Genomic DNA, 23,971 nt, shown 5'->3' with positions numbered 1-23,971 from the left:
TTCAAGCGTCGAAGCGCAGCACGTAATGGCCGGCGACCAGGTGGTGGCCGGGCGGCAGCAAGTACGGCTGGTCGTCGTCGATGCTGGCGACGAAAGCACATTGCGCGTCGAGGTGGAACAGGGCCTGGGTCGGCGACAGGCGCGTCACCTGATAGCCGCCCTCGACAACTTCGAAACTGAACGCCTTGCGCGACAGGCCCAGGCGGTCGGCGTTCTCAATGACGTCGCTGTCCGAGCGCAGCGCCCCGGCGCCGTCCAGCACGCGCAGGCTCGCCAGCATCGGCGCGCCACGCCCGAACACCAGGCGTGCGCCACCGGCGACCGGCAGCGCGGGCGGGTTCGGCAAATGCAGCAGCGCGCTGTAGCGGTCAGCCATGGCCGGCGCCACGCAATCGAGTTTGACGACGCGCGCATCGACTGGCGTGAAGCTGGCCGGCGCCGTGATGCGCTGCCGGCCAGCCGCTGTGATCGCGTGCAGGGCGTCGTCGGCGTCGACCGCAAAGGTGATCGCGGCATCAAGGGCCGTGATCGCTAGCTGGCGGTCGAGCCGCACATTGAGCGTGGTCGCGCCGGTGTCACGATAGCGCGACAGGCGCGGCAGTGCCAGCGCCGCCAGGCTGACCCGCTGTTGCGCGATCGGGGCATAGGTCGCTTCGTCGAGTTTCGGCGCGCCCAGCACCCGTGCCAGCGGCACCGCGGTCTGCTCGGCCGGTTCAAGCGCACGCGTTTTCCAGACGCCGGGTGGCTTTGCCGGCGCGGCCGCCGGCTGCACCGCTGGCGGTCGCGGCGCCGTGCGCGTCACCTTCAGCAGCAGCCTTGTTGGCGCACCCCTGGCCTTGACCGTGTAATAGCCGCTGAGCGGATCGAACTGGCATTCGTAGCCATCCTTCGGGCGCACCTGCACTTCCAGCTGGCCGTCCGGCCCGTCGTTGATCAGCAGGATCGCGGCATCAAGGCCGAACGGCCAGTCGGCGACCGCGTGGCTGGCGCCGTCCGCATCCGGCCCGAGCAGGGCCAGGCGCTGGTGCGGATACACCGGGCAGACGGCTTTCCAGATGGCCGAGTCGGTGGAGGCGGTGACCATATATAGCGGCTTTTCGGCGGGCGCGGGCAGGTAGACGGCGTGGCCAAATTTGACGTGCACCTGGCCTGGTTCCAGGGCTTCTGCGCCGACCACGTCGTAGCGCACCTCATCGCCCTTGAGCAGGTCGCCGAAATCCTTCTGGTGCAGGGCCGCCAGTGAATCGGCCAGGTCGCGCACACGCGCACCGCGCGTGAGGTGGCGGTCGTCGTCGACGTCTTCCTGCGGCAGCATCAGGGTGACGTGCGCGAAGCAGCGGGTGGGGTCGCGCCCGCGCTGTTCACGGGGCGAGCGCTCGAGCAGGTCGCGCAGCAGCGGCTGGCGTGCAAACAGGGACATGCCGGGCGCCTGCCACAAGGCATCGGCATTGAAGACATCGCTGATTTTTCCCAGGATCTCGTGTTGAACATACACCGGCATGATTAATTCTCCTCGAATGATTGCGCGCTGAAGCTAGCCACCGCTAGCAGGGGGCAAATGAAAAACAGCAGGTGCGAGCCGCCCGCCGACAGGAAGGACATCGGCTGGCCCATGATGGGGAAGATGGCCAGGTTGGTTCCCCACGACAGCAGCAGGTGGCCCAGAATGAAGGCGGCGCCGCCGCACAGGGCAAAGCAGAAGAACCTGTTGACGGATGCCCGGCGGAAGTCGCGCGCGGCCACGCTGGCCGCCCACGCGCGCGCGGCAACCTGCAGCAGCGCGCCGATGAACAGGGCTTGCAGGAGCCACAGCGCGAGCGCCGCGGCCAGGCCATGGCGGTTCAGGAAAAACGCCGGCGCGAAATCGTCCTGCACGGCCGCGATGCGCATGGCGGCGCCGGCGTGCTGGCCCAGCGAGGTGAAACCGAGCAAGCCGTCGCTGCCCCACCAGCCACCGGCGCCAATCGCGCGTGCGCCGGCGAGCATCTGCTGGCCGGTGTGCGGGTGCGTGGCCGGATCGAGCCAGACCAGGAAACGGTCGCCGTAAAACTGCCAGTTGGCGACCTGCTGCGGCGCGGCGCTGTGCAGCATCGCTACCCCGCCCACGCACATCAACGCAGCTGCGCCCACCAGCGCTGCCAGGCCCACATTGCGGCTGGCCAGCGCGTAGGCCAGGGCCATCGCCGTGCTCCACACCAGCAGGAGGATCAGGGGCGAAAAATCATCGACCTCGACCAGCGCCAGCGCCAGCAGCACCATGAACAGCAGCGCCGGCGCGCCCAGGCGCAACCAGCGGTGGATGCCGCCGGGCGCCGCTTGCGTGCCCATGCCCAGCGCCAGGCAATGGGCGGTCAGCGCGGTCAGGGCCAGCTTGGCGAATTCCACCGGCTGGATGTCGAACACACCGGTTTCGTCGCCGAACACGACTTGCAGCAGGAGTGCCGCGAGTGCCATGGTGGCCAGCACGACCAGCAGCCACTCGAGGTGCGCCTGCGACATCCGTTGCGCTTGACGGAACAGGCGCGGTTGCACACCGAGACCGGCGCCGATGGCCAGCAGGCACGCGGTCTTTTGCACATGGCGCAGCCAGGACGACTCGGCGCCACCCAGCCCCAGTTCCAGTTGCGCCAGCAGGCCGAGCGCCAGCAGCAGCACGGCGGCAGCCGTCACCAAATGCAGTTTGCCAGGCGCGAGCAGCAGATACCACAGCGCCGCCCAGGCCAGCAGCAGGGAAATGCCGATGCCGGGCGCGTAGCCGGCGCGCTGCAAAAAGAGCGCGACGCTACCGGCGGCGGCGATCAGCAGGCCGGCCACGCGCCAGGTCCAGGCCGCGCTGCCGCCGAGCGCCTTGAAGATTGCCGCGCCCAGGGCACCGAGCAACAGCAAGGCCGCCGGCCCCACGGCCGCTGGCGGCAGCGCCCACGCGGCGCGCTGCTGCCAGCGCCACGCGAGCGGCGCCGGCAGCTCGGCCTGCGGCGCCATGAACAGCGCCACGTGACTGAGCGGACGCAGGTGCAAGCTGTCGCCGTCGATGGCAACGCTCAGGCGGGTGCGGCCGGCAAGCAGCCCGGTCACGCCGGCCAGGCTGTATTCGGTCTCAGCCAGTAGCGCGCCGTCGACCAGCAGCGCGGCTTGCACGGCGCTGGCCAGCACGATGCCGTGTTCTGCCCGGCTGGCCAGCGCGGCACCGCCGTCGATTCCGCCCAGCCCGAGGCGATTGCCGCAGTGGAGGTTGCCGCCAAAGACCAGCGGGCGGGCCAGCGTCAGCGCTACCGGCGCCAGGCGGTTCCACGCGGCGAGGGCGCGCGCGCCGAAGCGGCTATCAGGACAGGGGGGCTGCGCCGCGCCGCCACGCCAGAGTGTGGCGCCGTCGTAGCGCCAGTGCTGGCCGGCTGCGCTGAAGGCGAGGTCACTGCTACCTGCGCCATCGACACTGAAGATGGTGGCGCCGAGCTGGAATGTCTGCCCCTGCCTGAGCGCCGTGGCGCCCGTGCGCTGTTCAGCGCGGCCGCGCAGCAGGCGCAGTGCGGAAACGGCGCTGACGTTGCGGACCAGCCAGGCGCCGGACGCGTCGCGCCGCACGGCCAGGTGGCGGCTCTCGGCGTCCGGGGCCGCCAGTTCCTGCTGGCCGAGGACGATGGATGCGCCTGCGCGCAGCGGCACCTCGATGGTGGCTGGATAGAACGCTGGCGGCGCGCGCAGCAGCGCCACCAGCTGCAGCGCGCATAGAAACGCGAGCGCAGAGGCGGCGACGGCGACCATGCCGACGCGGCGCAGCGTCATGCGGCGCTCGCCAGGGCGCGGCTGATGTCGAGGGCGTGGCGCGGGCGCCGCGCCGGTTCGACGGCAAGCAGGGCGCGCAGGAGTGGCAGCGCGCGCGCGCCGCCGCGCCGCGCGAACAGCGCGGCTTCATCGTCGTGCAGGACAGCCGGCAGGGCGCCCTGGTGCTGGTCGCGCAGTTGCACGGCGCCGGCGCGGCCGTGGGCGCGCCATGCGGCGCCGCACGCCGATCCGTAGCGCAGCGGCTGGCCGCCCGACACCAGGTAAAACAGCAATGCGCCCAGTGCAAAATAATCGCTTCTCGCGTCGCTGCGGTAGCGCTGCTGCGGATCCGGGAAAAACTGTTCCGGCGCCTGCCAGCTGGCGGTGCCGGCGTAGGTGTGGGCGGCAACGTCGGCCAGTGCACGGTTGGTGCCGAAGTCGGCCAGTTTGACCAGGCTGGCGCGCCGGTCGAGCAGGATATTCGCCGGTTTCAGGTCCAGATAGCGCCAGCCGTGACTGTGCACCTTGGCCAGCGCCTGGTTCAGCTGGCCGATCCAGGCCAGCGCCTGGCCGGCATCGAGTTGTGACAGGTCGTGGCGCGCCAGGTCGCCGTCGAGCAGTTCAAGGGCCATGGCCGGCAAACCGTCGACCTCGCCGCTGCCGAGCAGGCGCACGATGTGGCGTGCATCCCACGGCGCCAGCGCGCGCAGGAAGGCAATCTCGCGCTGGGCGGACGCAGTCCAGACATGGTGTTCGGTGGCGTCGGCGCTGGCCATCTGCGCCGCATTGACAAGTTTGATCGCAACCGGGCCGGTCGGGCCGTCGGCGCGCCAGACAATGCCGTAGCTGGACGCGGCGAGGCGTTCGCGCAGCATGTACTGGCCGCTGCCCATCGTGATTGCCTGTCCTGCTGCCTGCATGCTTGCCCCCGTCGCTGATCCTGCCAGGGCGTAGCCGGGGGCGTCCGAAAAAAGGAACGGTTCGCGTTAAGTGGACGAACCAAATCCATCCGCCGCATTTTCACCCATGGTCGAGGTAAGCCATGGGGGGGAGGTGATGGAGGCACTGTCTTTCAATCAATTGCTCGAGGCCCTGGAAGGGGCCGTGCTGGCGCCGGCGGCGCTGGCGCAACTGTGCGCATGGCTGGCCTGCCCGCACTGCGCCAGCCAATGGGTGCACCGCTGTGGCCAGGCCAGCGGCTTGCAGCGGTTTCGCTGCCTCGCTTGCCGGCGCAGCCACAACGCGCTGACGCGCACGCCGCCGGCACGCCTGCGCAGGTGGCGAGCCCTGGCCGGTTATGGTTTCACGAACTTGAGCGTCATGCGGTCGCTCTCGCCGATGGCCTGGTATTTGTCGCGGTCAAGTGCGGCGTTGCTCAGGGTCGGCGGCAGCGCCCACACGCCGCCCTTGTGGTCGGCCTTGTCCTTTGGATTGGCGTTGAGCTCGGATTTGGCGGCCAGCTTGAAGCCGGCGCTCTCGGCCATTTTGATCACATACGACTCGTGGACGTAGCCGCTCGTGGCCGTGGCATCTTGCGGCATGGATTCTGGCAGGCGGTGATCGGTCACGCCCAGCACGCCGCCCGGCTTCAGGCTAGTGTATAGCGCCTTGAACATGTCCTTGACCTTGTCGTCGCCAAGCTCGACGAAGTTGTGCACGTTGCGCAGGGTGAGCACCATGTCAACGCTGTTTGGCGGGGCGAAGTTGTAGATGGCCTTTGGCGGATTGAAGGCGCCCCGCACGACCTTGCCATAGACCGCCGGGTTTGACTCCAGCAAGTTCCTGAGTATGAGGCCGGCGCTGATCAGTTTGCCGTCCTGGCGCAGGTAGGGCGCCAGGATCTCGGTGTACCAGCCGCCTTCCGGCATCAGTTCGACCACCGTCATGGTCGGCTTGATGCCGAAGAAAGTGAGCGTTTCGTAAGGATGGCGCCAAGTATCGCGCGCCACGTTGGTGCTACTCCGGTTGCTGCCTGCGATGGCCGTGCGCAGCTGGGCATCGTCGGCCTTGTCGGCGGCCTGTGCAAGGCCGGCCAAGCTACCCGCCAGCAAGCTGGCGGCCAAAATGAATCGTTTCATTGTGTCGGTTCCCGTATCGATGGCAGCAGCGACATGCCGTACCGTCCGGCAATCATTGACCACGCCATACTTGTCGTAAAATTAATATTGTTGTGTATCAAATGCGTTCTCGAGCTCACTCCCGACAATCGGTGGGCATATCCCGGCACCTTTTGTCAGCTACTGGCCGAATATGGCGAGTTGCCAGGTCAGAAATACAGCGGCCGGCGCCACAGGCCGGAAACAACCCATAGCGGAATTCCAGGCCGACAGATCAAGAACGCGCTTTTTTCAGCGACGCCTGCAGCTTCGCAATGAGAGCTTCGACTTCGCTTTCGGATAGATCTAATGGATCACCATGTGAACCTACAGCGATAACACAAATCGCAGAACCGTCGTGCCAAACGTCCATTTGGTCATGCGCAAAAAGCTGAGGCATTGCAGTTCCTTTCTTGATCCAGGAGCGATTTTGGCCCAACCCGGTCTTTCGGCCGGGCATAGCAGGTGGGCACGTTGAAAATCGAGCGGGTGGCGCCACAGGCAGAAAACGTCCCAAAGCGGATCTGGCTAGCGAGCCAGGCCTGCACTAACGTACTTTATGGCATGGTAACTTTTTTCACTTGCGCTTCCGCTGCGACCTTGGATTCGAGTAACTTCCACGCCCGCTCCGTGACAGCATACAAAACGTCAGCTTTGCTGATCGCATTTGGCCCAAGCAAACACGTCGCGCGCAATTCCGCAGCTTTGTTGCCCCCGGCTATCATAGGAATACCGTCCAGCGACAAAAGTTGCACCTTGAAATCACTGGCAGCTTTCATCCCGTCCAACTTGGATCGAGAGCTTTTATCCTGGTTTTTGAATCTATCCAGCGCGCCATTTAGCTCGCGATTAAAGCCGGCAGCATACTGCTGGGAGTATTCAGCCCGATCGCAGTCTTCTTTATGTTCAGCTTGCGCACGGGCGCCCACCAAGAAAGTCGACAGCAGGAGTACAGTGTACATTTTTCTCATGTGTGTACATCTTGAAGATTATGGTAATGACAGAGCCGGTCCGTTAGTTTATGTCCGCTTTTGGCCGAATTCGGCCGGTCGACTCGGCATAACAGCATGCCATGGCGAAAATTCAGCGGCAGCCAGGACAGACCGGAAACGACCCTGAGCGGACATGCCGGCAAGTCCGTTTGATGGATCAATCTGCCCGAAGTTGCTCCACCCATGCAGTGCTCTTCCCCCATCCAATAATGAAGTCATGATCGGTATAACAAAGCATGTAGGTTGCTAAGTCATCGCAGACATAGAATTCGAAAGGTGGCGAAGCCTTTAAGAAAAGCAGTAAATCCGACCCGTTGGAAAAGTTCCATACCGAAGGTGCACCCGACGAAAATACCAGACACGGGGAGTCAGCTACGTAATTTGATATCAACGCACAACCGATTGCAGTTTGTACGCCGCCTGGGGCATTCGTTGCGTCCCATGGCCTGAGTGATTTTGCGTTGACGGCGAATTGGCTGTTGAGAATCCGCACTACAGTATCGCGCTCAGCCGCGGACAACTGCGCAGGAGATACATTTGTCTGGCCGACGAATTCTGCTATGCGATCACTCTCCAACTTGGTCCTCATTGAATTGGTTGGTGCAGGTCGTGGAAAAATCCAGCCTCTTGATTGACCATAGCACGTTACCGAGCTGGAAAAGTTGCAGACTGTCTCGACAGGCGGCTGCCGATCCAAGGCGGATCAATTAAGTCGCGGCTCAGAAGCCAAGTGGACTGCACGTGCAGCGCACTTACGTAGGCCCCGTCCAAAGCAACTTCGCAGCTGAGACGCATGTCTGCAAATCATTGAAAATTTTTGGGGTTGTTTCTACGTACTGCGCGTCCCTCGTCCCAACGTTTAATCCGTTCTGAATGCTTCTTCTGCACAGCGTAGACACAGTGTAAAAGAGTAGTTGCATATACCGCAAGGGATGTTTTTATTTTTCTGCGGACGGTTCTGCTCGGCCCGTGATAACTTTTTTCATCCTCCACAGATGGCGCGATGGCCTACTGGCATTTCGCGCAGGACAGCGGCATCCGCCACGCATTTGTCAATGTGCGGGCCGGAGAACGCGCGCGAGGCGCGATCCAGATCCCGAATGAATACGGCTGGCATGCCCGGTTCAAGGGCTGGCTGCGCCGGTTAATAGCCGTCACTGACGCGGCGGAGGTCATTGTTTCGTTGCGATCTACACGTGATAAAAATTTCACTGGCCAGCCGTGTGTGATTGACCAGTCGGTTTCGCCCAAAACCAGACGTTGCCTCGATTGCTACGGCAGCGAGGTTCGCCGGCAAAACACGCGCCTCTCAATTGACACGCATCGAAGGCAGAGTCTGTAGAAACTCGGCGACTTCAACCTGCCCCCTCTCGATAGCAAAATCGAGTGCGCCCATATTCGTCATGTTCTTACCTGAATATCTGACCGTTGCGTCGATCCCTGCTGCCACGAGTAGTTTCACGATCTCGACGCTGCCGGAGTCGATTCCGCCCCAAAGAAGTTTGCGCTCCGGATCGCTCACGTCCAACTCGGCCTGACATTCAAGTAGATACTCGACGATCTCGACCTGTCCTTTTGATGCTGCCAGATTGATTGCGGTACCGTCGAACGTGCCGCCGCGTCGATCAATATCGGCGCCAAGGTTAATTAACTCCTTAACAAGTGCGATATCGCCGCGTGCGTACGTAATGTGCAAAAGTGTTCCGAAAGGCGTTTGCGCGTGTAAACGGTCTTGGCTCGTGCCTATCAGACTCAGCAACGTATCTGCGTCGCCTTCTCGAGCAGCGCTGAAAATAGCTCTTGAAGTTTCGTCGATTGAGGTCATGTCGTGATCATTGAAATGGCGTCGGGAGTACTGTTTGCGAACGGCGGCTGTTGGCCGAACGCTATCGATCTGCGAAAGTCCGGTTCTGGCCGAAATCGACCGATAGTCGCCGTCCACTCAGTCATTAGCCGAGTACTCGTCGAGCAGGTCGTTCATTTCGTCACCCACCCCGTAGCCAAAGTCCTGGCTGATTCGACTCACTTCGTCGAGACGCTCCAGCAAACTATCGCGCGGCACAGGGGCCAGGGTTAGGGTCAATTTCAGCGCCTTGCTGAACATGCCCATCAACGAAACGAAAAAGCGCTCATCCGAGAAGCCAACATCGCGGCAAAAGCCTGCCGCCTGCTCGCAATAGAAGGTCATCAGTTCAGCCTGGTCCTCCGGTCGTCCGACGGCCTTCTTGTAGTCAGCTATTGCTTTCTTGGCCTTAGAAATCGAAGTGTCCTGGCCCCTGGAGATGTCCGGCCAAAGCCAACGCGCAATCGTCGTTTTGTAGGACTTGAGGGTATCCGCGCCCAGGCCAAATCGAGCCTGCAGAAATGATCGGTTTTCTTTGCTGGCGGCGTACATATCCTGCACCAAGGCCAGCATGCCAGCGCGGTCGAAGTCCCCCAACTTCGTTTTGACATCACTCCACGTTGGAGAGGATTTTTTCACTTGCTTCTTTCAGAATTTGGGTATTTCCAAAGTAATATTTATTACATTGTAACTGTATCCACAGTTGGCCGAACGTGGCTGTTTTCGGCTCGGCATATCAGAATGTAAACAGTAAAAGCTCGTAGGCTGGCCCTACAGTATCTATCCGACCCATCGCAGCCGTTCGAAACATGATCGCTGAAAGGTGACTACCGATGTAGTGGCGAATCCAACAGCCAAAGGGAAGGTTCGAGAGGGAAAATACCTCTGTACCCTGGCTAAAGTCGTGGCGCATTTTCGCAAACCAGAAAGCCAAAAGGGAGCTGCGCTGGGCCAAGACGCGAACTTTCGCCTTTGGCAAGAGCACGAGACGCGATCACCCGTCAGAAACGGGCACTAACGAACAGCACCGGTATATGTTTCTTGTGCATGCGATGCAGGGCATACGCCGAATAGGCCAGCAGCCCCGCCGACAACAGGTGGGGGTTGCCACCTGCCAATTCAAAGGAATCGATATCGTTGCCTTGATAGCCGTTCCGACCGCGCACCTTGGTGTAATACGAAAACACGTGCACCGCGTTCGAATACAAGTTGGTCGCGATCAACCCTTGGCCGAAGCCGGAGCGGGCCAAGCTTTCGTGCTGAAGCATAATTTCTGCCGCCACGTTACTGCTCACAAAACCAGCCACAGTAATCAGGCGCCTCTGCGGGGCGCTGGGACGCGCCGACCAGGTGACATCTGTCTGCCCGCAAAGCAGCTTGCAGTGCGCACCCGGGATGCGGATGCGGATGTGTTCTGCACCGGCGAAGTCGGACACGGCCGCATGGCCTAACTCGTGTATGTAAATGCCTGCGACGATGCCGCCTGCCGCGCCTGCACCGCGTTGCAGATATTGGCTGTCGGCTTGCGCAACAGAGTGAAACGCCAACCAAAACAGCAGGATGTCGAAAACGGCCCGGGAGGTACGGCGAGTGACTACACCGGATACTGTTGACGAATTCATGCGACGACACCGATTCAAAATTAATTAGAAACTAATAGTATCATCTTGAAACTACTGGCGATTACCATTTTTGTACCGATGAATTTACGAACAAAATTTGTATCCGTTCACTATGGATGTCTAGTTGGGCGTGGTGTGACAGCTTTTGCCCTGTTTCGGCCTGTCGAGCAAGCATAGCGGGTTGCCAAGGCGAAAAACCCGCAAACTATCAAGCCAGGCAGCTCCCTGCCCAAAGCGGACGGTGGAGCAGCACGGCCAGTTTCTTGCGGCATGTACAGACGTTCGAGCTGGGCAAAATCCTCTGCCACCTTAGTCAAGTCACCGGTTTCGTGTGACCAGTAGTAAACTTCTGCCTCGTACCAGTCGTTAGAACGAAGGAAGAGCAGCTGATCGCCAGCACCGTTGTTTGCTATCGCGAGCGCCTGGCATGCATAATTTTTTGCGCAATAAAGAGAGATTTGGGCTAGCGGCGAACCACAGCTTTTGGCCGAGGGCGCAAGTCGCTCGAGGCACAGTGTAAAAGCGTAGTTGCATATACGGCAAGTGATGTTCTTCTTTTTCTGGTGTCGGATTCGCTCAGCCGGTGATGACTTTTTTCATCCTTCACAGATGGCGCGATGGCCTACCGGCGTTTCGCGCAGGCAGCGGCATCCGGCACGCATTGGCAATGTGCGGCCGGAGAACGCGCGCGCGGCGCGATTCACCTCCAGAGTGTGAACGGCTGGGATGCCTTCTTCAAGAGCTGGCTGAGCCGGTTCGCGGCGCGGCCAGCAAATACCGAAGGCATTACGCTTGCTGCTTGCCACTGCCGAGCCCGGCTGACGGGAAGACTGCCCGATGTGCGCGAACAGCGCCACGAAAAAAAACCGCGTCCAGGACGCGGTTCGTTTGCAAGCGGGTGCAGCTTAACGGCCGTGGTGCCAACCGCGGTCGCCGTGGCCGCGATCGTGGTAGCCCCGGCCACCGCCGTAGTAGCCACGGCCGCCGCCGTAGTAGACCACTGGCGGTGCGTAGTAGCGCGGCTCGGCGTAGTAGACCGGACGCGATTCAACGTACACCGGGCGCGGTTCGACATACACTGGCGCTGGCTGGTAGTAACCGACGCTGGCGTAGCCGCGGTTGTCATAGTTGCGATTATCGTAATAGCGGTCGTTGCGGGAACCAATCGAATTACCGACCGCGGCGCCGAGTACGCCACCGACAATGGCGCCGTTGCGGCCACCGGCGCTACCGCCGACTGCCGCACCGAGCACCGCGCCGACGGCGGTATTCACACCGCGATCTTGCGCCATGGCCGAGGTCGAAACGGTTGCCGTGGCAACAGCGGCCGCGGCTACCAGCACCGCACCAAAGACTTTGTTCTTGAACATGGCATTATCCTTTTCCCTTAACGGTGATCGAATGATCGCTAAGCGCCAGGGCATGGATGGACTATATGCCTGCACCTGCCGCACGCCACGCGCTAATACAGATTATTACATGTCAATAGCCCTTTGTAACATTTACCTAAATTGATGCAACATTCCTTTGTCGGGTGCGCTTGCGGATTGACTTGATTGCCCCATGTACAAGCTTCTTTTGCACAATCCGGATCCTTCATGCCACCACGCCGCACCATTGCCACCGTTCTGTTCCTGCTGGTCATCCTGCATCTGTATATCGGTCTGCGCCTGATTCCCGCCATGGGGCTGGGTATTGCCGGCGCGCTGACCGGCATCGTGCTGCTGGTGGCGTCGACGCTGCTGGTGCCCACCGGTTTGCTGTCGCCATACTTCAAGCGCCGCCGTGGCGCCGAACAGCTGCCCTGGGCCGGACTGCTGGCAATGGGGCTGTTTTCATCGCTGCTGGTCGCCACCTTCGGGCGCGACCTGCTGCTGCTGGCGCTGCAGCTGCTGCCCTTCACCTGGCCAGATGCGGCGCGCGAAACAGCCGTCGGCGTTCCTGTGCTGGCCGTGGCCGTCACCCTGGTCGGTCTGGTCAATGCGCGCCGGCTGGCGCACGTCAAGCACGTCCATGTGCCGGTGGTGGGCTTGCCACCCGCGCTGGACGGCTACACGATCGCCCAGATCAGCGACATCCACGTCGGCCCGACCATCAAGCACAAGTACCTCAGCGCCATCGTCGACAAGGTCAATTCGCTGGAGGCCGATGCGATCGCCATCACCGGCGACCTGGTTGATGGCAGCGTGGCCAGCCTGTCCCGGCACACGGCGCCGCTGTCCCGCCTGTCCGCGCCGGACGGCACGTTTTTTGTCACCGGCAACCACGAATACTATTCCGGCGCGGAGGCCTGGATTGCCGAGCTGCGCCGCCTCGGCGTGACGGTGCTGATGAACGAACACGTGGTGCGTACGCGCGGCACGGCCAGCCTGATGATCGCCGGCGTGGCCGACTACACGGCGCACCATTTCAATCCCGCACACAAGAGCGATCCGCACCAGGCGGCCCATGGCGCGCCGAAGGGCCTGGCCCTGCGGGTGCTGCTGGCGCACCAGCCGCGCAGCGCGACCGCCGCCGCGGCGGCCGGCTTTGACCTGCAACTGTCGGGCCACACGCATGGCGGCCAGTTTTTCCCGTGGAACCTGTTCGTGCCGCTGCAGCAGCCTTACGTCAGCGGCCTGAACCGGCTCGGCGCGATGTGGGTCTACACCAGCCGCGGCACCGGCTACTGGGGCCCGCCGAAACGCTTCGGCGCGCCCTCCGAAATCACGCTGGTGCGCCTGGTTCCTGCGTGATGTAAGTACGGCAATATTTTGCTGCGCGGCAGCATTGAATGGGGTATTGTTTTGTCTCACTCAACATTCAAGGATTTGTCGCATGAAGTGCCGCCCGCTGCCCCTCGTTATTGCCGTTGCAAGTTCCCTGGTTTCACTCTCCGCCTTTGCTGCCGCGCCCGCCAACGAAGCGGCGGCACTGGCGCAGGTGCGCGATGCCGCAATGAAAAGCGACTATGCCTACACTCGCCTGGAAGAGATGACCGACCTGATCGGCCCGCGCCTGTCGGGTTCGGTCGGCGCAGCCGCCGCAGTGACGCAGGTGGCCGAGGCCATGCGCAAACTCGGTGCGAAGGTGACCTTGCAGCCAGTCAAGGTGCCACATTGGGTGCGCGGCGCCGAGAGCGCTGAGCTGGTCAACTACGCCGGCAAACCGGCCGGCGTGTCGCAAAAGGTGGTGCTGGCCGCGCTGGGCGGTTCGGGCGCGACGCCGGCGGCCGGCATCACGGCCGAAGTCATTGTCCTGCACAGCTTCGATGAACTCAAGGCGCGCGCGGCCGAAGTAAAGGGCCGCATCGTGCTGTTCGATGTGCCATTCGACCAGAAAATGGCCGACCGCGGCCAGGCTGGTACAGCCTATGGACAAGCGGTCGCCTACCGCGTGGCCGGCCCGCGCATGGCTGCAGAAATGGGTGCGGCGGCGGCGCTGGTGCGCGCGGTTGGCGGCGCGGTCTACCGGCTCACCCACGCCGGCAGTGCCGGCCTGCAGGACGGTGCCCGCATTCCCGCTGCCGCCGTCACCATTGAAGACGCGCTGTTGATGACGCGTCTGGCCAAGCGCGGCGCGCTGACGATGCACCTGACACTGACCCCGCAAAACCTGCCCGATGCCGACAGCTTCAACGTCATCGCCGACCTGCCGGGCACCGACAAGGCCAATGAAATCGTCATCGTGTCCGGTCACCTCGACTCGTGGGACCTGGCCACCGGCGCCAACGACGACGCCACCGGTGTCACCAGCGCGATGGCGGTGATCGACACGCTCAAAAAGCTCGACTTCAAGCCGCGCCGCACCATCCGCATGATTGCCTGGATGAACGAAGAAAATGGCCAGAAGGGTGCACGCGCCTATTTGACCGCAGAAGCGGGGAATACCGAGAAACATTTCGCCGCCTATGAAGACGACAATGGCTCGGGGCGCGCATTCGGCGTGCGCGCCAGTGTGTCGCGCCAGGCCGTGCAATACTTCGCGCCCCTGAAGGCGGCCCTGCTACCGATCGGCGCAGGTGGCTTCATCCGCGAAGACGAACTCGGTACCGGCGATCTGTCGGGCCTGGAACTGGCGGGCGTGCCGAGTTTCGAGCCGCTCATCGACAGCTCGGACTATTTTAATTACCACCACTCGCCGGCCGATACCTTCGACAAGGTCGACCCCGAAAACCTGCGCCGCCATGTCGCCGTGATGAGCACGACGGCGTGGTTTTTGGCCAATACGGACCAGCCGATCGGACGGGCCGACGTGCTGGTGAAGTAAAGCGGGGCCTAGGCGCGGTTGCTTTGCGCTGGCTGATAGCGCCGTCAATGCCCGTCGATGGCCACGCGCCGCACTGCCCGCGCGTGGCCCCGGAACTGGCGGCCATACGCGGTTTGTATTCCACTGGCAAAATTCTCTCCCCACACCAGCTGGATGCGCGTGCGGTGCTGCTCGCTCGACCAGTACCACTCGCGCTGAAATTGCTCGCGCAGATTGGCGAACAGCAGCGACAGCTCGCGGCAGCTGGGCAGTTCGCCGCCGTGCTGGTCGGCCCAGCTGCGCGCCAGCGTCCAGCTGACATCGCCGGCGTCGTCGGGCAACAGCACGACGTGATAGTCATGCTGGCCATCCTTCCCCAAGATCAGGCCAGCATAGATTTCGCCGTCTTTCAAAGCCGGCTTCAAATGTAAAACGGATTCCATCGCGACGTCTCCCAAGGCAGTGAGGTAAGGCCTTGTAAGACCGTCGCATGGCGTCAGAAGTTGCCTCCGAAACGTCGATATTGCGCAATATTTGTTCGGTTTCCATCGGGCTAACGGTCGTGGTCGGTTTCGCACGGCGCAAAATTTTTTCTCCAAATCAATTGAACTAAATCAATTTCTCCGGCTCCAACCTTGCTCATACACACAGTAAGGAAGTTCTCAGATGAAAAAGCTCACCACGTTTGCTACGGATGTCCGCCTCAACGCCCTGATCGCCTGCAGCGCCGCTGTCCTGCTCACCGCCTGCGGTGGCGGCCAGTCCGATACCGGCGCCGACCAACAGGTGCAGAGCGCTGGCTATTCGTACAATAGTGGCGTAGTCGCTTCTCCGGAAGTTGCAACGTCCGCAGCAGAAACCACCCCGGCCGTCGCCGATGCCGCCCCGGCCGCCGATGCCAGTTTCGACCTGGCCGGCTACGGCGCCCATCCGTTGACCGCCGACGCCGAACCACAGGCGGCGCCCACATTCGCCGCCGACGGCAGCCCGAAACTGCTGGCCAGCGCGGTCGCCATCGACGTCACCGCCGCCGCCACCATCCCGGCCACCAACATCAATTACTACGTCGCCCCGACCGGTTCCGACAGCGCGGCCGGCACCAAGGCCGCACCTTTCAAAACCCTCAAGCGCGCGGCACAGGCGGCCACCAAGGCCGGCACCACGGTCTGGATCGCCCCTGGCACCTATGCCGGCGGCATCAAGACCACCGCCAGCGGCACGGCCGGCGCGCGCATCTATTTTGTTTCGACCACCAAGTGGGGCGCGAAGATCGTGCCCCCGGCCAGTTCGTCGACCGACTACGCCTGGGATAACCGCGGCAATTACGTCAGCATCATCGGTTTCGATGTCGATGGCTCGAAGCCGGGTTCGGGCAAGCTCTGGCTGCATGGCCTGTATAGCGGTGGCTCCTACGACATGATCCAGGAAAACCACGTACACCACATCGCCAACAAGGCCGCGTGCACCAGCGCCGGCGGCTCGGCCATCGGCGTGGACAGCTACTACAAGGGTGTCAAGGACGACATCGTCGCCAACACCGTCAACGACATCGGGCCGAAGGCCTGCAAATTCATCCAGGGCATCTATGTGTCGACCTCCGGCACCGTAAAAAACAATCTGGTTTACCGCGTCGGCGAAGCGGCGATCCACCTCTGGCACGACGCGACCAATGTCATCATCACCAACAACACGGTGACCGATTCGCACTACGGCATCATCGTCGGCGGCGGCGACTTTTACTTCACCTCGGGCGGCAACAACAACACCATCGTGGCCAACAACATTCTGTACAACAACGGCATCGGCATCTCGGAGCAGGGCAAGACCGGTACCGGCAACCGTTACACCAATAACCTGGTGTACAAGAACGGCACCGCGATCAGCCTGCGCAACGGCCTGACGGCCACCGGTACCGTCAGCTCGGAGCCGCTGTTCGTCGGCTATTCGTCCACGGCGGCCACGCCGAACTTCCACCTGAGCGCCAGCTCGCCTGCCATCGGGCGCGGCACGGCCACGAATGCCCCGGCGACAGACATCGATGGCAAGGCGCGTAACGCCTCGGTCGGTTTTGATATCGGCGCATACCAGCATTAACCCCACCGTCAGCCCACCCCGCAGCATGCCGTCCCAGGCGGGGTGGGACGCGTCCGCTTCAGCGGTTTAATTTCTTTCGTGACAAGCGATTGATGGGTTATTTGATACTCCATTGAAATTATTCTGCAAATCAATTGAACTAAATCAATTTCCGCCACTCCAACCTTGCTCACAACAACTTTACTTCGGGAAATTTTCAGATGAAGAAATTCACCACGTTTGCTTCGGATGTCCGCATCAACGCCCTGATCGCCTGCAGCGCTGCTGTTCTTCTTACCGCCTGCGGTGGTGGCAGCCCTTCCGACAGCGGCGCCGCCCAGACCAGCCAGGCCGCCGGCTACGTCGCGAGCAGCATCGTCACCGATGCCGCCAGCAACACCCCGGCCGTCGCCGATAGCGCCCCGGCCGCCGATGGCAGTTTCGACCTGGCCGGTTACGCCAGCCATCCATTGAGCGCCGACGCCGCGCCAGAAGCCGCACCCACATTCGCCGCCGACGGCAGCCCGAAACTGCTGGCCAGCGCGGTCGCCATCGACGTGACCGCTGCCGCCACCATCCCGGCCACCAACATCAATTACTACGTCGCCCCGACCGGTTCCGACAGCGCGGCCGGTACCAAGGCCGCACCTTTCAAAACCCTCAAGCGTGCGGCACAGGCGGCCACCAAGGCCGGCACCACCGTCTGGATCGCCCCTGGCACCTATGCCGGCGGCATCAAGACCACCGCCAGCGGCACGGCCGGCGCGCGCATCTATTTTGTTTCGACCACCAAGTGGGGCGCGAAGATCGTGCCCCCGGCCAGTTCGTCGACCGACTATGCCTGGGATAACCGCGGCAATTACGTCAGCATCGTCGGTTTCGATGTCGACGGCTCGAAGCCAGGTACGGGCAAGCTCTGGCTGCATGGCCTGTATAGCGGTGGCTCGTACGACATGATCCAGGAAAACCATGTACACCACATCGCCAATGCGGCCGCGTGCACCAGCGCCGGCGGCTCGGCCATCGGCGTGGACAGCTATTACAAGGGGGTCAATGACGACATCGTCGCCAACACCGTCAACGACATCGGGCCGAAGGCGTGCAAATTCATCCAGGGCATCTATGTGTCGACCTCCGGCAGCGTGAAAAATAACCTGGTCTACCGCGTCGGCGAAGCGGCGATCCACCTCTGGCACGACGCGACCAATGTCATCATCACCAACAACACGGTGACCGATTCGCACTACGGCATCATCGTCGGCGGCGGCGACTTTTACTTCACCTCGGGCGGCAACAACAACACCATCGTGGCCAACAACATTCTGTACAACAATGGCATCGGCATCTCGGAGCAGGGCAAGACCGGTACCGGCAACCGCTACACCAACAACCTGGTGTACAAGAACGGCACCGCGATCAGCTTGCGCAACGGCCTGACGGCCACCGGTACCGTCAGCTCGGACCCGTTGTTCATTGGCTATTCGTCCACGGCGACCACGCCGGACTTCCACCTGAGTGCCAGCTCGCCGGCCATCGCGCGCGGTACGGCCACGAATGCCCCTGCGACGGACATCGACGGCAAGGCACGCAATGCATCGGTCGGTTTCGATATCGGTGCATACCAGCACTAAGACTTTGCATCGACAGGCCCGGCCACCCGCAAGGCGTCCGGGATTTTATGCCCGGGCGTCAGTCTTCCAGTGGCAGCGCCACTTGCGGCCCGTCGCTGCCGGCGCGGTTGAGCATCGGACTGACCTTGTGCCATTCGAACTGGTCCGGCTTCAACGCGCTCTGGCGCGCCAGTTCGATCGCCTGCTCGGGCGAAATGGCCGGATCGAGCCACAGCGCCGCATCCTCGGCGCTGAGCACCACCGGGCGGCGGTCGTGGATATCGAGCATGCCCTCGGCGGCGTCGTCGGTGACCAGCACGAAGCCAGCCTCGGCCCGGTGTTCGGCGCGCTGCGCATCTAGCGTGCCGAAGTTGCCGATGGCGAGCATGAACAGCGGCTGGCCGTCCTTGCGGTGGATGTGCCAGGGCTGCTTGTGGCCCTTCTCGCCGGTCCATTCATACCAGCCCTCGGCCGCCACCACGGCGCGCCCTTTCTTGAGCAGCGGCGCCCAGTAACGATTGGCCAGTTTGTCCATGCGCGCATTGACGCAAATGGGCACCTTGCCCTCCGCCCATTTGGCGCGGTAACTCCAGAAAACGTCGTCGACACGCCGAACGCCGTCCTGGATATGCATCAGCGGGCGGTAGGTACCGGGCGCCACGTTGTACAAGGGATCGGCAGCGCTGTCGTACAGCGCATCGGCCCAGCCGAATACGCTGGCGTAATAGCGCGCCGTCTGGCTTTGGTCGAATCGTCCGCACATGGCGTCAAGGTCCCTTCACAAGGTAAATTTGCATGCTACCGTAAATGCACTATTGGGTTTTTTTCTATTCAAGCTGGCAACACGTAGAATGAAGACTCAACAATAAAACAAGGAGCGGGCGATGCGCGATGGTCTGGTCAGGCTGCACGAAAATATCTTCACGCGGCACCTGGTCCGCGCGCTCGGCCTGCCCAAGCCGGTGGCGCTGGCGCGCGCTGCGGGCGGCTATACGGCGCAGCCGTTTGCCGGCCTGCGCGTGCTCACTGCCCAGGCGCCCGGCGGTTATGCGCTCGGCGCCCTGGACGCGGCGCTTGCAGCCGCCGGCGCCGCGCCAGCCCGCTTGCATCTCGCCGATGCGGTGGCCGATACCAGCCCGGTGGACATCTTCGTGCTCGACGCCACCGCCTGCACCAGCGTCGATGCCACGCGCCTCCTGTACGCGGCGTTCCACCCGCTGATGCGGCGCCTGGCGCTGAACGGCCGTGTTCTGATTGCCGCGGCCGATCCGGGCGCGGCCGGCGACCCGGTCGCGGCGGCCCTGGCACGCGGCATCGAAGGGTTCGTGCGCTCGCTGGCAAAGGAACTGGGGCCGCGCGGCATCACGGTCAACCTGGTGTATGTCGCGCCGGATGCGCTCGAACGCCTGGCCGGGCCGGTGCGCTTTTTTTGCGGCATTGCCACGACCTATGTGACGGGGCAGGCGCTGCACCTGGCGCGCGGCGTCGGCGCCGAGGCCGCACCGTTGCGCCAGGCGCTGGCCGGCAAGGTCGCGCTGGTCACGGGGGCAGCGCGCGGCATCGGCGTGGCGATTGCGCAACGCTTGCAGGAGGAAGGTGCGCGCGTGGTGGCGCTCGACGTGCCCGCCGCGGCCACCGTCTTGCACGCCGCCTGCAGCCGTTTCAATTTCACGCCATTGGTGCTCGATATCGCCGAAGCGGGCGCCGCGCACCAGATCAGCGCCTTCCTGCGCGCCCAATGCGGCGGCGTCGACATCGTCGTGCACAATGCAGGCGTCACGCGTGACCGGCGCCTGGCCAATATGAAAGCGCCATACTGGGACCTGGTCATGGAGATCAATTTCGGCGCGGTGGCGGCGCTGGATCACGCCTTGCTGGACGGCGCCGTGCTGCGCGACGGCGGCCGCATCGTGTGCCTGGCATCGATCAGCGGCATTGCCGGGAATGTCGGCCAGAGCAATTATGCGCTGTCGAAGGCGGCGCTGATCGGCTACGTCGCGGCCCAGGCGCCGCGGCTGGCGGCGCGCGCCATCTGCATCAACGCGGTGGCGCCCGGCTTCATCGAAACGCCGATGACCGACGCCATGCCCTTCATGCTGCGCGAACTGGGGCGGCGCGCCAATTCGCTCAAGCAGGGCGGCCAGCCGCGCGACGTGGCCGAACTGGTGACCTTCCTCGCCACACCGGGCGCGGGCGGCATCAGCGGCCAGACCGTCCGCGTCTGCGGCCAGGCCCTGATCGGCGCTTAATCCGCGGCGGGCTTTTCCTGGGACACGAAGGCAAGTCCCTCTTCGTAGGAGCGCAGGATCATGTCGACGTAATCTTCCACGCCGCCCGGATGCGCGGCGCGCTCGTCGAACGGCAGGCGAATCGTCACGAACAGCGCGTCGGGCAGCGCCACGCGCAGTTCGATGGCGGCCTTGCGCCATGCTTCCAGCGTGGCATCGGTCGGATAGGCCAGAAACACCGACGATACCAGGTCAGCCTTGTCCAGCCCCGGCGTGTCTTCGCCGGGCGCGTCTTCGCTGCCGACCGTGACGCTGCGCGCGTCGACCGACACTTCACGCAAAGCCCGCACCAGCAACTCCATGAGCAGGTCGTCGCGCGCCGAGCGCAGGCCGCAGCACAGCACGATCGAGTGCACCGGCACGTCGAGCGAACCCTGCCACTGGCCCAGGCGTGCTTCGCGCATGCGGCGCAGGTGGGCGCCGACGTTGGTGTCGAGTAGCGACACGTCGCGCCGGCGCTGGCGGCGCGCGGGCGCGCTCGAGACCGGCGTCAGGGCCGCCGCGACATCGGCGATGCCGAGCCGCACGCGCTCTTCCTGGGCCTGGTCGATATTGCCTTCGCGGGTGTCGGCCGCCGACAGTGCCAGGCCCGGCAGCAAAATCTGGTCGCAGTAGCGCGCGAAGCTGCACTGGCGCAGGAAGGCGCGCGCATCGCTGATGATGGCGTTGGTGTCGCCCACCAGGAAGCGCTGGTACAGGCGCTCGGCGGCGTTCACGCTGGGGGTGTCGCCAAGCAGGGTGGTGACCAGTTCGAGCGAACGCACATGGCGTCCGGCCACCACCAGGCACAGCGTCAGCGGGGTCGACAGCAACAGCCCGACCGGGCCCCAGATCGCCGCCCAGAACAGGGCCGAGACGATGATCGCCAGCGGCGACATGCCCGAACTCTGGCCGTACACCTTCGGCTCGACGAAGTTGGCGACGATCATTTCGAGCGCGACAAACAGGCTCATGCATGAAAGGGCCAGCTTCCAGCCGGGGTCGATCGCCGCGACAAACAGCGCGATGACGGCGCCGGCCAGCAGGATGCCGAGATAGGGCACAAAGCGCAGCAAGCCGGACAGCACCCCCCACAGCGCCGCATGCGGCACGCCGGCCGCCCACAGCGACAAGCCGATCAGCGCGCCGAAGGTGACATTCACGATGAACTGGGAAAAGAAAAAGCGCGACACGCCGGTGGTCGCGTCCGACAGCGCCTTGATGGTGCGCCGGGTTTCACCCTGGCCAGCCAGGCGGATCAGGCGGTCGCGCAGCGATTCGTGCTCGAGCAAAATAAACACCAGCAGCACCAGCACCACCCCGGCCGAGCCGACCGGTCCCCATGCCAGCGCGAACGCGCGCGCAATCGCGTCGCGCGTGGTGACGCGGGGCGCGCGGATCTCGACCGGAATCGGCTGGTTCGGGTTTGCGGCCAGGGCCGCGCCGCGCCGGGTTGGCGCCGGCGCGGGCGGCGCGGGCGACACGGCCGACAGCTCTGCCTGGATCAGGGCGAATGGCCGCTCGGTCAGCGCGCGCAGGCTGTCGACCTTGGTGGTGATGGCCGCGCGGTACTTCGGCATGTCGCCGGCGACGGCGACGAGCTGGTAGGCCAGGATGGTCGACAGGCCCACCACGCACATACCCACCAGCATCACCGACACCAGCGTCGCCGCCATGCGCGGCAGGCCGCTGCGACGAAAGCGCCGTACCAGCGGTGCAATGGCCAGGCTCAAAATCGAGGCCAGCGCGATCGGTTGCAGCACATCGCGGCCGAAGTAAAGCAGGCCCAGCAGGCAGGAAGCAGTGACGACGGCGCTCGCGCTCAGCCGGCTTAAAGGAGAGTTCTCTAACATCGGGATCCAGGGTAGTCGCGCAATCCACGAACCGTAGCTGAAAAATGGCGTAGAAGCAACTCAAATGCTGCGCTGCGGCGTAATACAGAGCGGCGCCATGGCCGCGTCGCAGGCATCCAAATAATTCGGCCTCTCCGAACGGCCGCTGCGCCATTTTCGCGCGATCGGGAAGGTCGCCCCTACCATGAGAATTGCTCGTTTTGCGTCTTTACACAGTTTGGGCCGGGTGCAGCCTGTGGCAACCGCAGATCAAAACCCAAGGAGGCTGGAAGAGCAGCAAACGAATTGCCGCAAAGCGCACGTCACATGGGGCGTCATTCTCGCTCCCCAAGTATCAACTTAAGAGCAGACGTATTTCATACAGCGCATTGGCAATGAGCTTCGTTTCGGCGTCATCCATACGCAATTATTCCTCCGAAGCGGTTTTTTTGCCGGGTCCAATCCAGTGTACCCAGTCGATACCCGCAATTATCGTGCTGCTACCCAATTCGCATTGGCGCAATCATCATCGCGTTATCACGACGCTTGGCAAAAATCCTCTATAATTTACGTTTCTTAATTGATTTTAATACTATGACGACTATTTTGCGCAGAGCGCTCTACATCGGAGCGGCTCTTACGAATCTTTTCTTTTTTCAAGTAACGCAGGCGGCAGATCGCCTTCCTGCGATTCCCCTTGAGCAGTACACTGCCGAACAAAAGCAAGCTGTCACGCAATATGAAGCCGTTCGGAAGGCACCAATTTTCGGGCCGTTTGAAGTGATGTTGTATAGCCCGACAATGATGACCAATGCCCAGGAAGTGGGGGATTATATGAAGGCGGGTTCGGCGATACCGCGCAATCTGGCGGAGCTCGCAATTCTTTACATCGCAAAGGAATGGAATCAAGACTACGTGTGGTATCAGCATGTACCTTTGGCGTTGAAGGCCGGTCTCGCCCAGGCCAATGTGGACGCACTTGGCTACGGTCAAAAGCCGACGAACATGAACGATGACGAAGATGCCGTGTATGCATTCGTGAACGAAATCGTGCGGAATCATCAGGTAGCGGATCAAACGTTTGATCGCGTGAAACGACGATTCGGAAGCAAAGGCGTGGTCGATCTGACCAGTCTTACTGCATTTTACGTGCATCTCTCGATGCAGCTCAACGTCGCAAAATTCAAGATTCCACAAGGCGCCGCGGGGATTCCGCATCGGGTAGATGCTACCAAACCATAGCTGCAAAAAAAGTTGGGGCAAATCGCTGCTTCAGCAGAGCCCGCTACCGTGCTCGGGTGACCGCTTTGATCACGGTTCAAGTGGGTCTCGATCGTTCAATAGCGACCCCGTGTGGCCATATCTTATCGCTCTTCACTCGGATTTTTCCGGAAACGATCGCCATCCGGATCCAGATCGCTGTGTTCGCGAACAATCGGAAGCTGAAGCTTCAGCCAGAGGTGCCCCATCATGTGGCCAAGGCCATGCAAGTGCGCAGTCCGCTCGTTTTCAGGTAATGTGCAAATGATACTCGTTGCTTCGCTCATAGCCTCGCCCATGCGTTCATAGATGTCAAGTCTCGCCTGGTCATAAACGCGTTTGACGAATAACTCTGGTTTCTTATGCTGCCACTCCTTGAGCGCTTGA

At 62.6% G+C, this 23,971-nt stretch carries 19 protein-coding genes and 1 pseudogene; 7 read left to right on the top strand and 13 right to left on the bottom strand.

What is annotated here, in order from left to right; genetic code table 11:
- Position 1: 1 nt before the first annotated feature.
- The 3 genes from V6M87_RS09325 to V6M87_RS09315 are packed head-to-tail and all read right to left on the bottom strand — an operon-like array spanning position 2 to position 4,682.
- Positions 2–1,501 carry a hypothetical protein gene (locus tag V6M87_RS09325; protein WP_332876341.1) on the bottom strand — a complete coding sequence of 500 codons (1,500 nt, stop codon included), beginning with the start codon at positions 1,499–1,501 and terminating at the stop codon, positions 2–4.
- A 2-nt stretch (positions 1,502–1,503) separates the two neighbouring features.
- On the bottom strand, positions 1,504–3,783 hold the full coding sequence (locus tag V6M87_RS09320) for an FtsW/RodA/SpoVE family cell cycle protein (RefSeq protein ID WP_332876340.1): 2,280 nt from the start codon (positions 3,781–3,783) through the stop codon (positions 1,504–1,506).
- A complete protein-coding gene (locus V6M87_RS09315; protein ID WP_332876339.1) occupies positions 3,780–4,682 on the bottom strand; it encodes a protein kinase domain-containing protein in 903 nt (300 codons plus the stop codon). The genes V6M87_RS09320 and V6M87_RS09315 overlap by 4 nt, the downstream gene beginning before the upstream one ends.
- A 106-nt stretch (positions 4,683–4,788) precedes the next feature.
- Here V6M87_RS09315 and V6M87_RS27245 point away from each other — a divergent pair.
- Positions 4,789–4,995 (top strand): annotated as a pseudogene (locus V6M87_RS27245) (transposase-like zinc-binding domain-containing protein); the annotation flags it as partial.
- 62 nt (positions 4,996–5,057) lie between these two features.
- On the opposite strand, the gene V6M87_RS09305 reads toward V6M87_RS27245, so the two are convergent.
- The 6 genes from V6M87_RS09305 to V6M87_RS09280 form a co-directional block, all read right to left on the bottom strand.
- Complete coding sequence (locus V6M87_RS09305; protein ID WP_332876338.1) at positions 5,058–5,840, bottom strand: class I SAM-dependent methyltransferase; 783 nt, start codon at positions 5,838–5,840, stop codon at positions 5,058–5,060.
- Positions 5,841–6,415: 575 nt separating this feature from the next.
- Positions 6,416–6,820, bottom strand: a complete 405-nt coding sequence (locus tag V6M87_RS09300) for a hypothetical protein (protein ID WP_332876337.1) — start codon at positions 6,818–6,820, stop codon at positions 6,416–6,418.
- 1,339 nt (positions 6,821–8,159) lie between these two features.
- The gene (locus tag V6M87_RS09295) at positions 8,160–8,675 is read right to left on the bottom strand and encodes an ankyrin repeat domain-containing protein (protein WP_332876336.1); all 516 of its coding nucleotides are present in this window, start codon (positions 8,673–8,675) and stop codon (positions 8,160–8,162) included.
- A gap of 117 nt (positions 8,676–8,792) precedes the next feature.
- Complete coding sequence (locus tag V6M87_RS09290) at positions 8,793–9,332, bottom strand: hypothetical protein (protein WP_332876335.1); 540 nt, start codon at positions 9,330–9,332, stop codon at positions 8,793–8,795.
- 362 nt (positions 9,333–9,694) lie between these two features.
- Positions 9,695–10,315, bottom strand: a complete 621-nt coding sequence (locus tag V6M87_RS09285; protein WP_332876334.1) for a hypothetical protein — start codon at positions 10,313–10,315, stop codon at positions 9,695–9,697.
- Positions 10,316–11,220: 905 nt separating this feature from the next.
- Entirely contained in the window at positions 11,221–11,685 is a 465-nt protein-coding gene (locus V6M87_RS09280; protein ID WP_332876333.1) for a glycine zipper domain-containing protein, read from the bottom strand.
- A gap of 228 nt (positions 11,686–11,913) precedes the next feature.
- Between V6M87_RS09280 and V6M87_RS09275 the strand changes: the two genes are divergently transcribed.
- A complete protein-coding gene (locus tag V6M87_RS09275) occupies positions 11,914–13,050 on the top strand; it encodes a metallophosphoesterase (protein WP_332876332.1) in 1,137 nt (378 codons plus the stop codon).
- 82 nt (positions 13,051–13,132) lie between these two features.
- Positions 13,133–14,563, top strand: coding sequence for a M20/M25/M40 family metallo-hydrolase (locus V6M87_RS09270; protein ID WP_332876331.1), 1,431 nt, complete (start codon positions 13,133–13,135; stop codon positions 14,561–14,563).
- A gap of 44 nt (positions 14,564–14,607) precedes the next feature.
- Here V6M87_RS09270 and V6M87_RS09265 read toward each other — a convergent pair whose 3' ends face one another.
- Entirely contained in the window at positions 14,608–14,985 is a 378-nt protein-coding gene (locus V6M87_RS09265) for a DUF1566 domain-containing protein (protein WP_332876330.1), read from the bottom strand.
- Between the two features lie 223 nt (positions 14,986–15,208).
- On the opposite strand from V6M87_RS09265, the gene V6M87_RS09260 reads away from it, so the two are divergent.
- Entirely contained in the window at positions 15,209–16,636 is a 1,428-nt protein-coding gene (locus V6M87_RS09260; protein WP_332876329.1) for a choice-of-anchor Q domain-containing protein, read from the top strand.
- A 200-nt stretch (positions 16,637–16,836) separates the two neighbouring features.
- A complete protein-coding gene (locus V6M87_RS09255; RefSeq protein ID WP_332876328.1) occupies positions 16,837–18,246 on the top strand; it encodes a choice-of-anchor Q domain-containing protein in 1,410 nt (469 codons plus the stop codon).
- 58 nt (positions 18,247–18,304) lie between these two features.
- Here V6M87_RS09255 and V6M87_RS09250 read toward each other — a convergent pair whose 3' ends face one another.
- Positions 18,305–18,988 carry an SOS response-associated peptidase family protein gene (locus V6M87_RS09250; protein WP_332876327.1) on the bottom strand — a complete coding sequence of 228 codons (684 nt, stop codon included), beginning with the start codon at positions 18,986–18,988 and terminating at the stop codon, positions 18,305–18,307.
- Between the two features lie 121 nt (positions 18,989–19,109).
- Between V6M87_RS09250 and V6M87_RS09245 the strand changes: the two genes are divergently transcribed.
- Complete coding sequence (locus V6M87_RS09245) at positions 19,110–20,474, top strand: 3-oxoacyl-ACP reductase (RefSeq protein ID WP_332876326.1); 1,365 nt, start codon at positions 19,110–19,112, stop codon at positions 20,472–20,474.
- On the opposite strand, the gene V6M87_RS09240 is transcribed toward V6M87_RS09245, so the two are convergent.
- On the bottom strand, positions 20,471–22,345 hold the full coding sequence (locus V6M87_RS09240; RefSeq protein ID WP_332876325.1) for an AI-2E family transporter: 1,875 nt from the start codon (positions 22,343–22,345) through the stop codon (positions 20,471–20,473). The two genes, V6M87_RS09245 and V6M87_RS09240, sit on opposite strands and share 4 nt — an antisense overlap.
- 525 nt (positions 22,346–22,870) lie before the next feature.
- Between V6M87_RS09240 and V6M87_RS09235 the strand changes: the two genes are divergently transcribed.
- Entirely contained in the window at positions 22,871–23,566 is a 696-nt protein-coding gene (locus tag V6M87_RS09235; protein ID WP_332876324.1) for a carboxymuconolactone decarboxylase family protein, read from the top strand.
- 122 nt (positions 23,567–23,688) lie between these two features.
- On the opposite strand, the gene V6M87_RS09230 is transcribed toward V6M87_RS09235, so the two are convergent.
- On the bottom strand, positions 23,689–23,971 hold a 283-nt coding region (locus V6M87_RS09230), incomplete at its 5' end, for a hypothetical protein (RefSeq protein WP_332876323.1).

This window comes from Massilia sp. S19_KUP03_FR1 (assembly GCF_036688685.1).
GTDB lineage: Bacteria > Pseudomonadota > Gammaproteobacteria > Burkholderiales > Burkholderiaceae_D > JALYUM01.
Note: the sequence above shows the minus strand (reverse complement) of the source record. Positions and strands in the feature narration are given on the sequence as shown.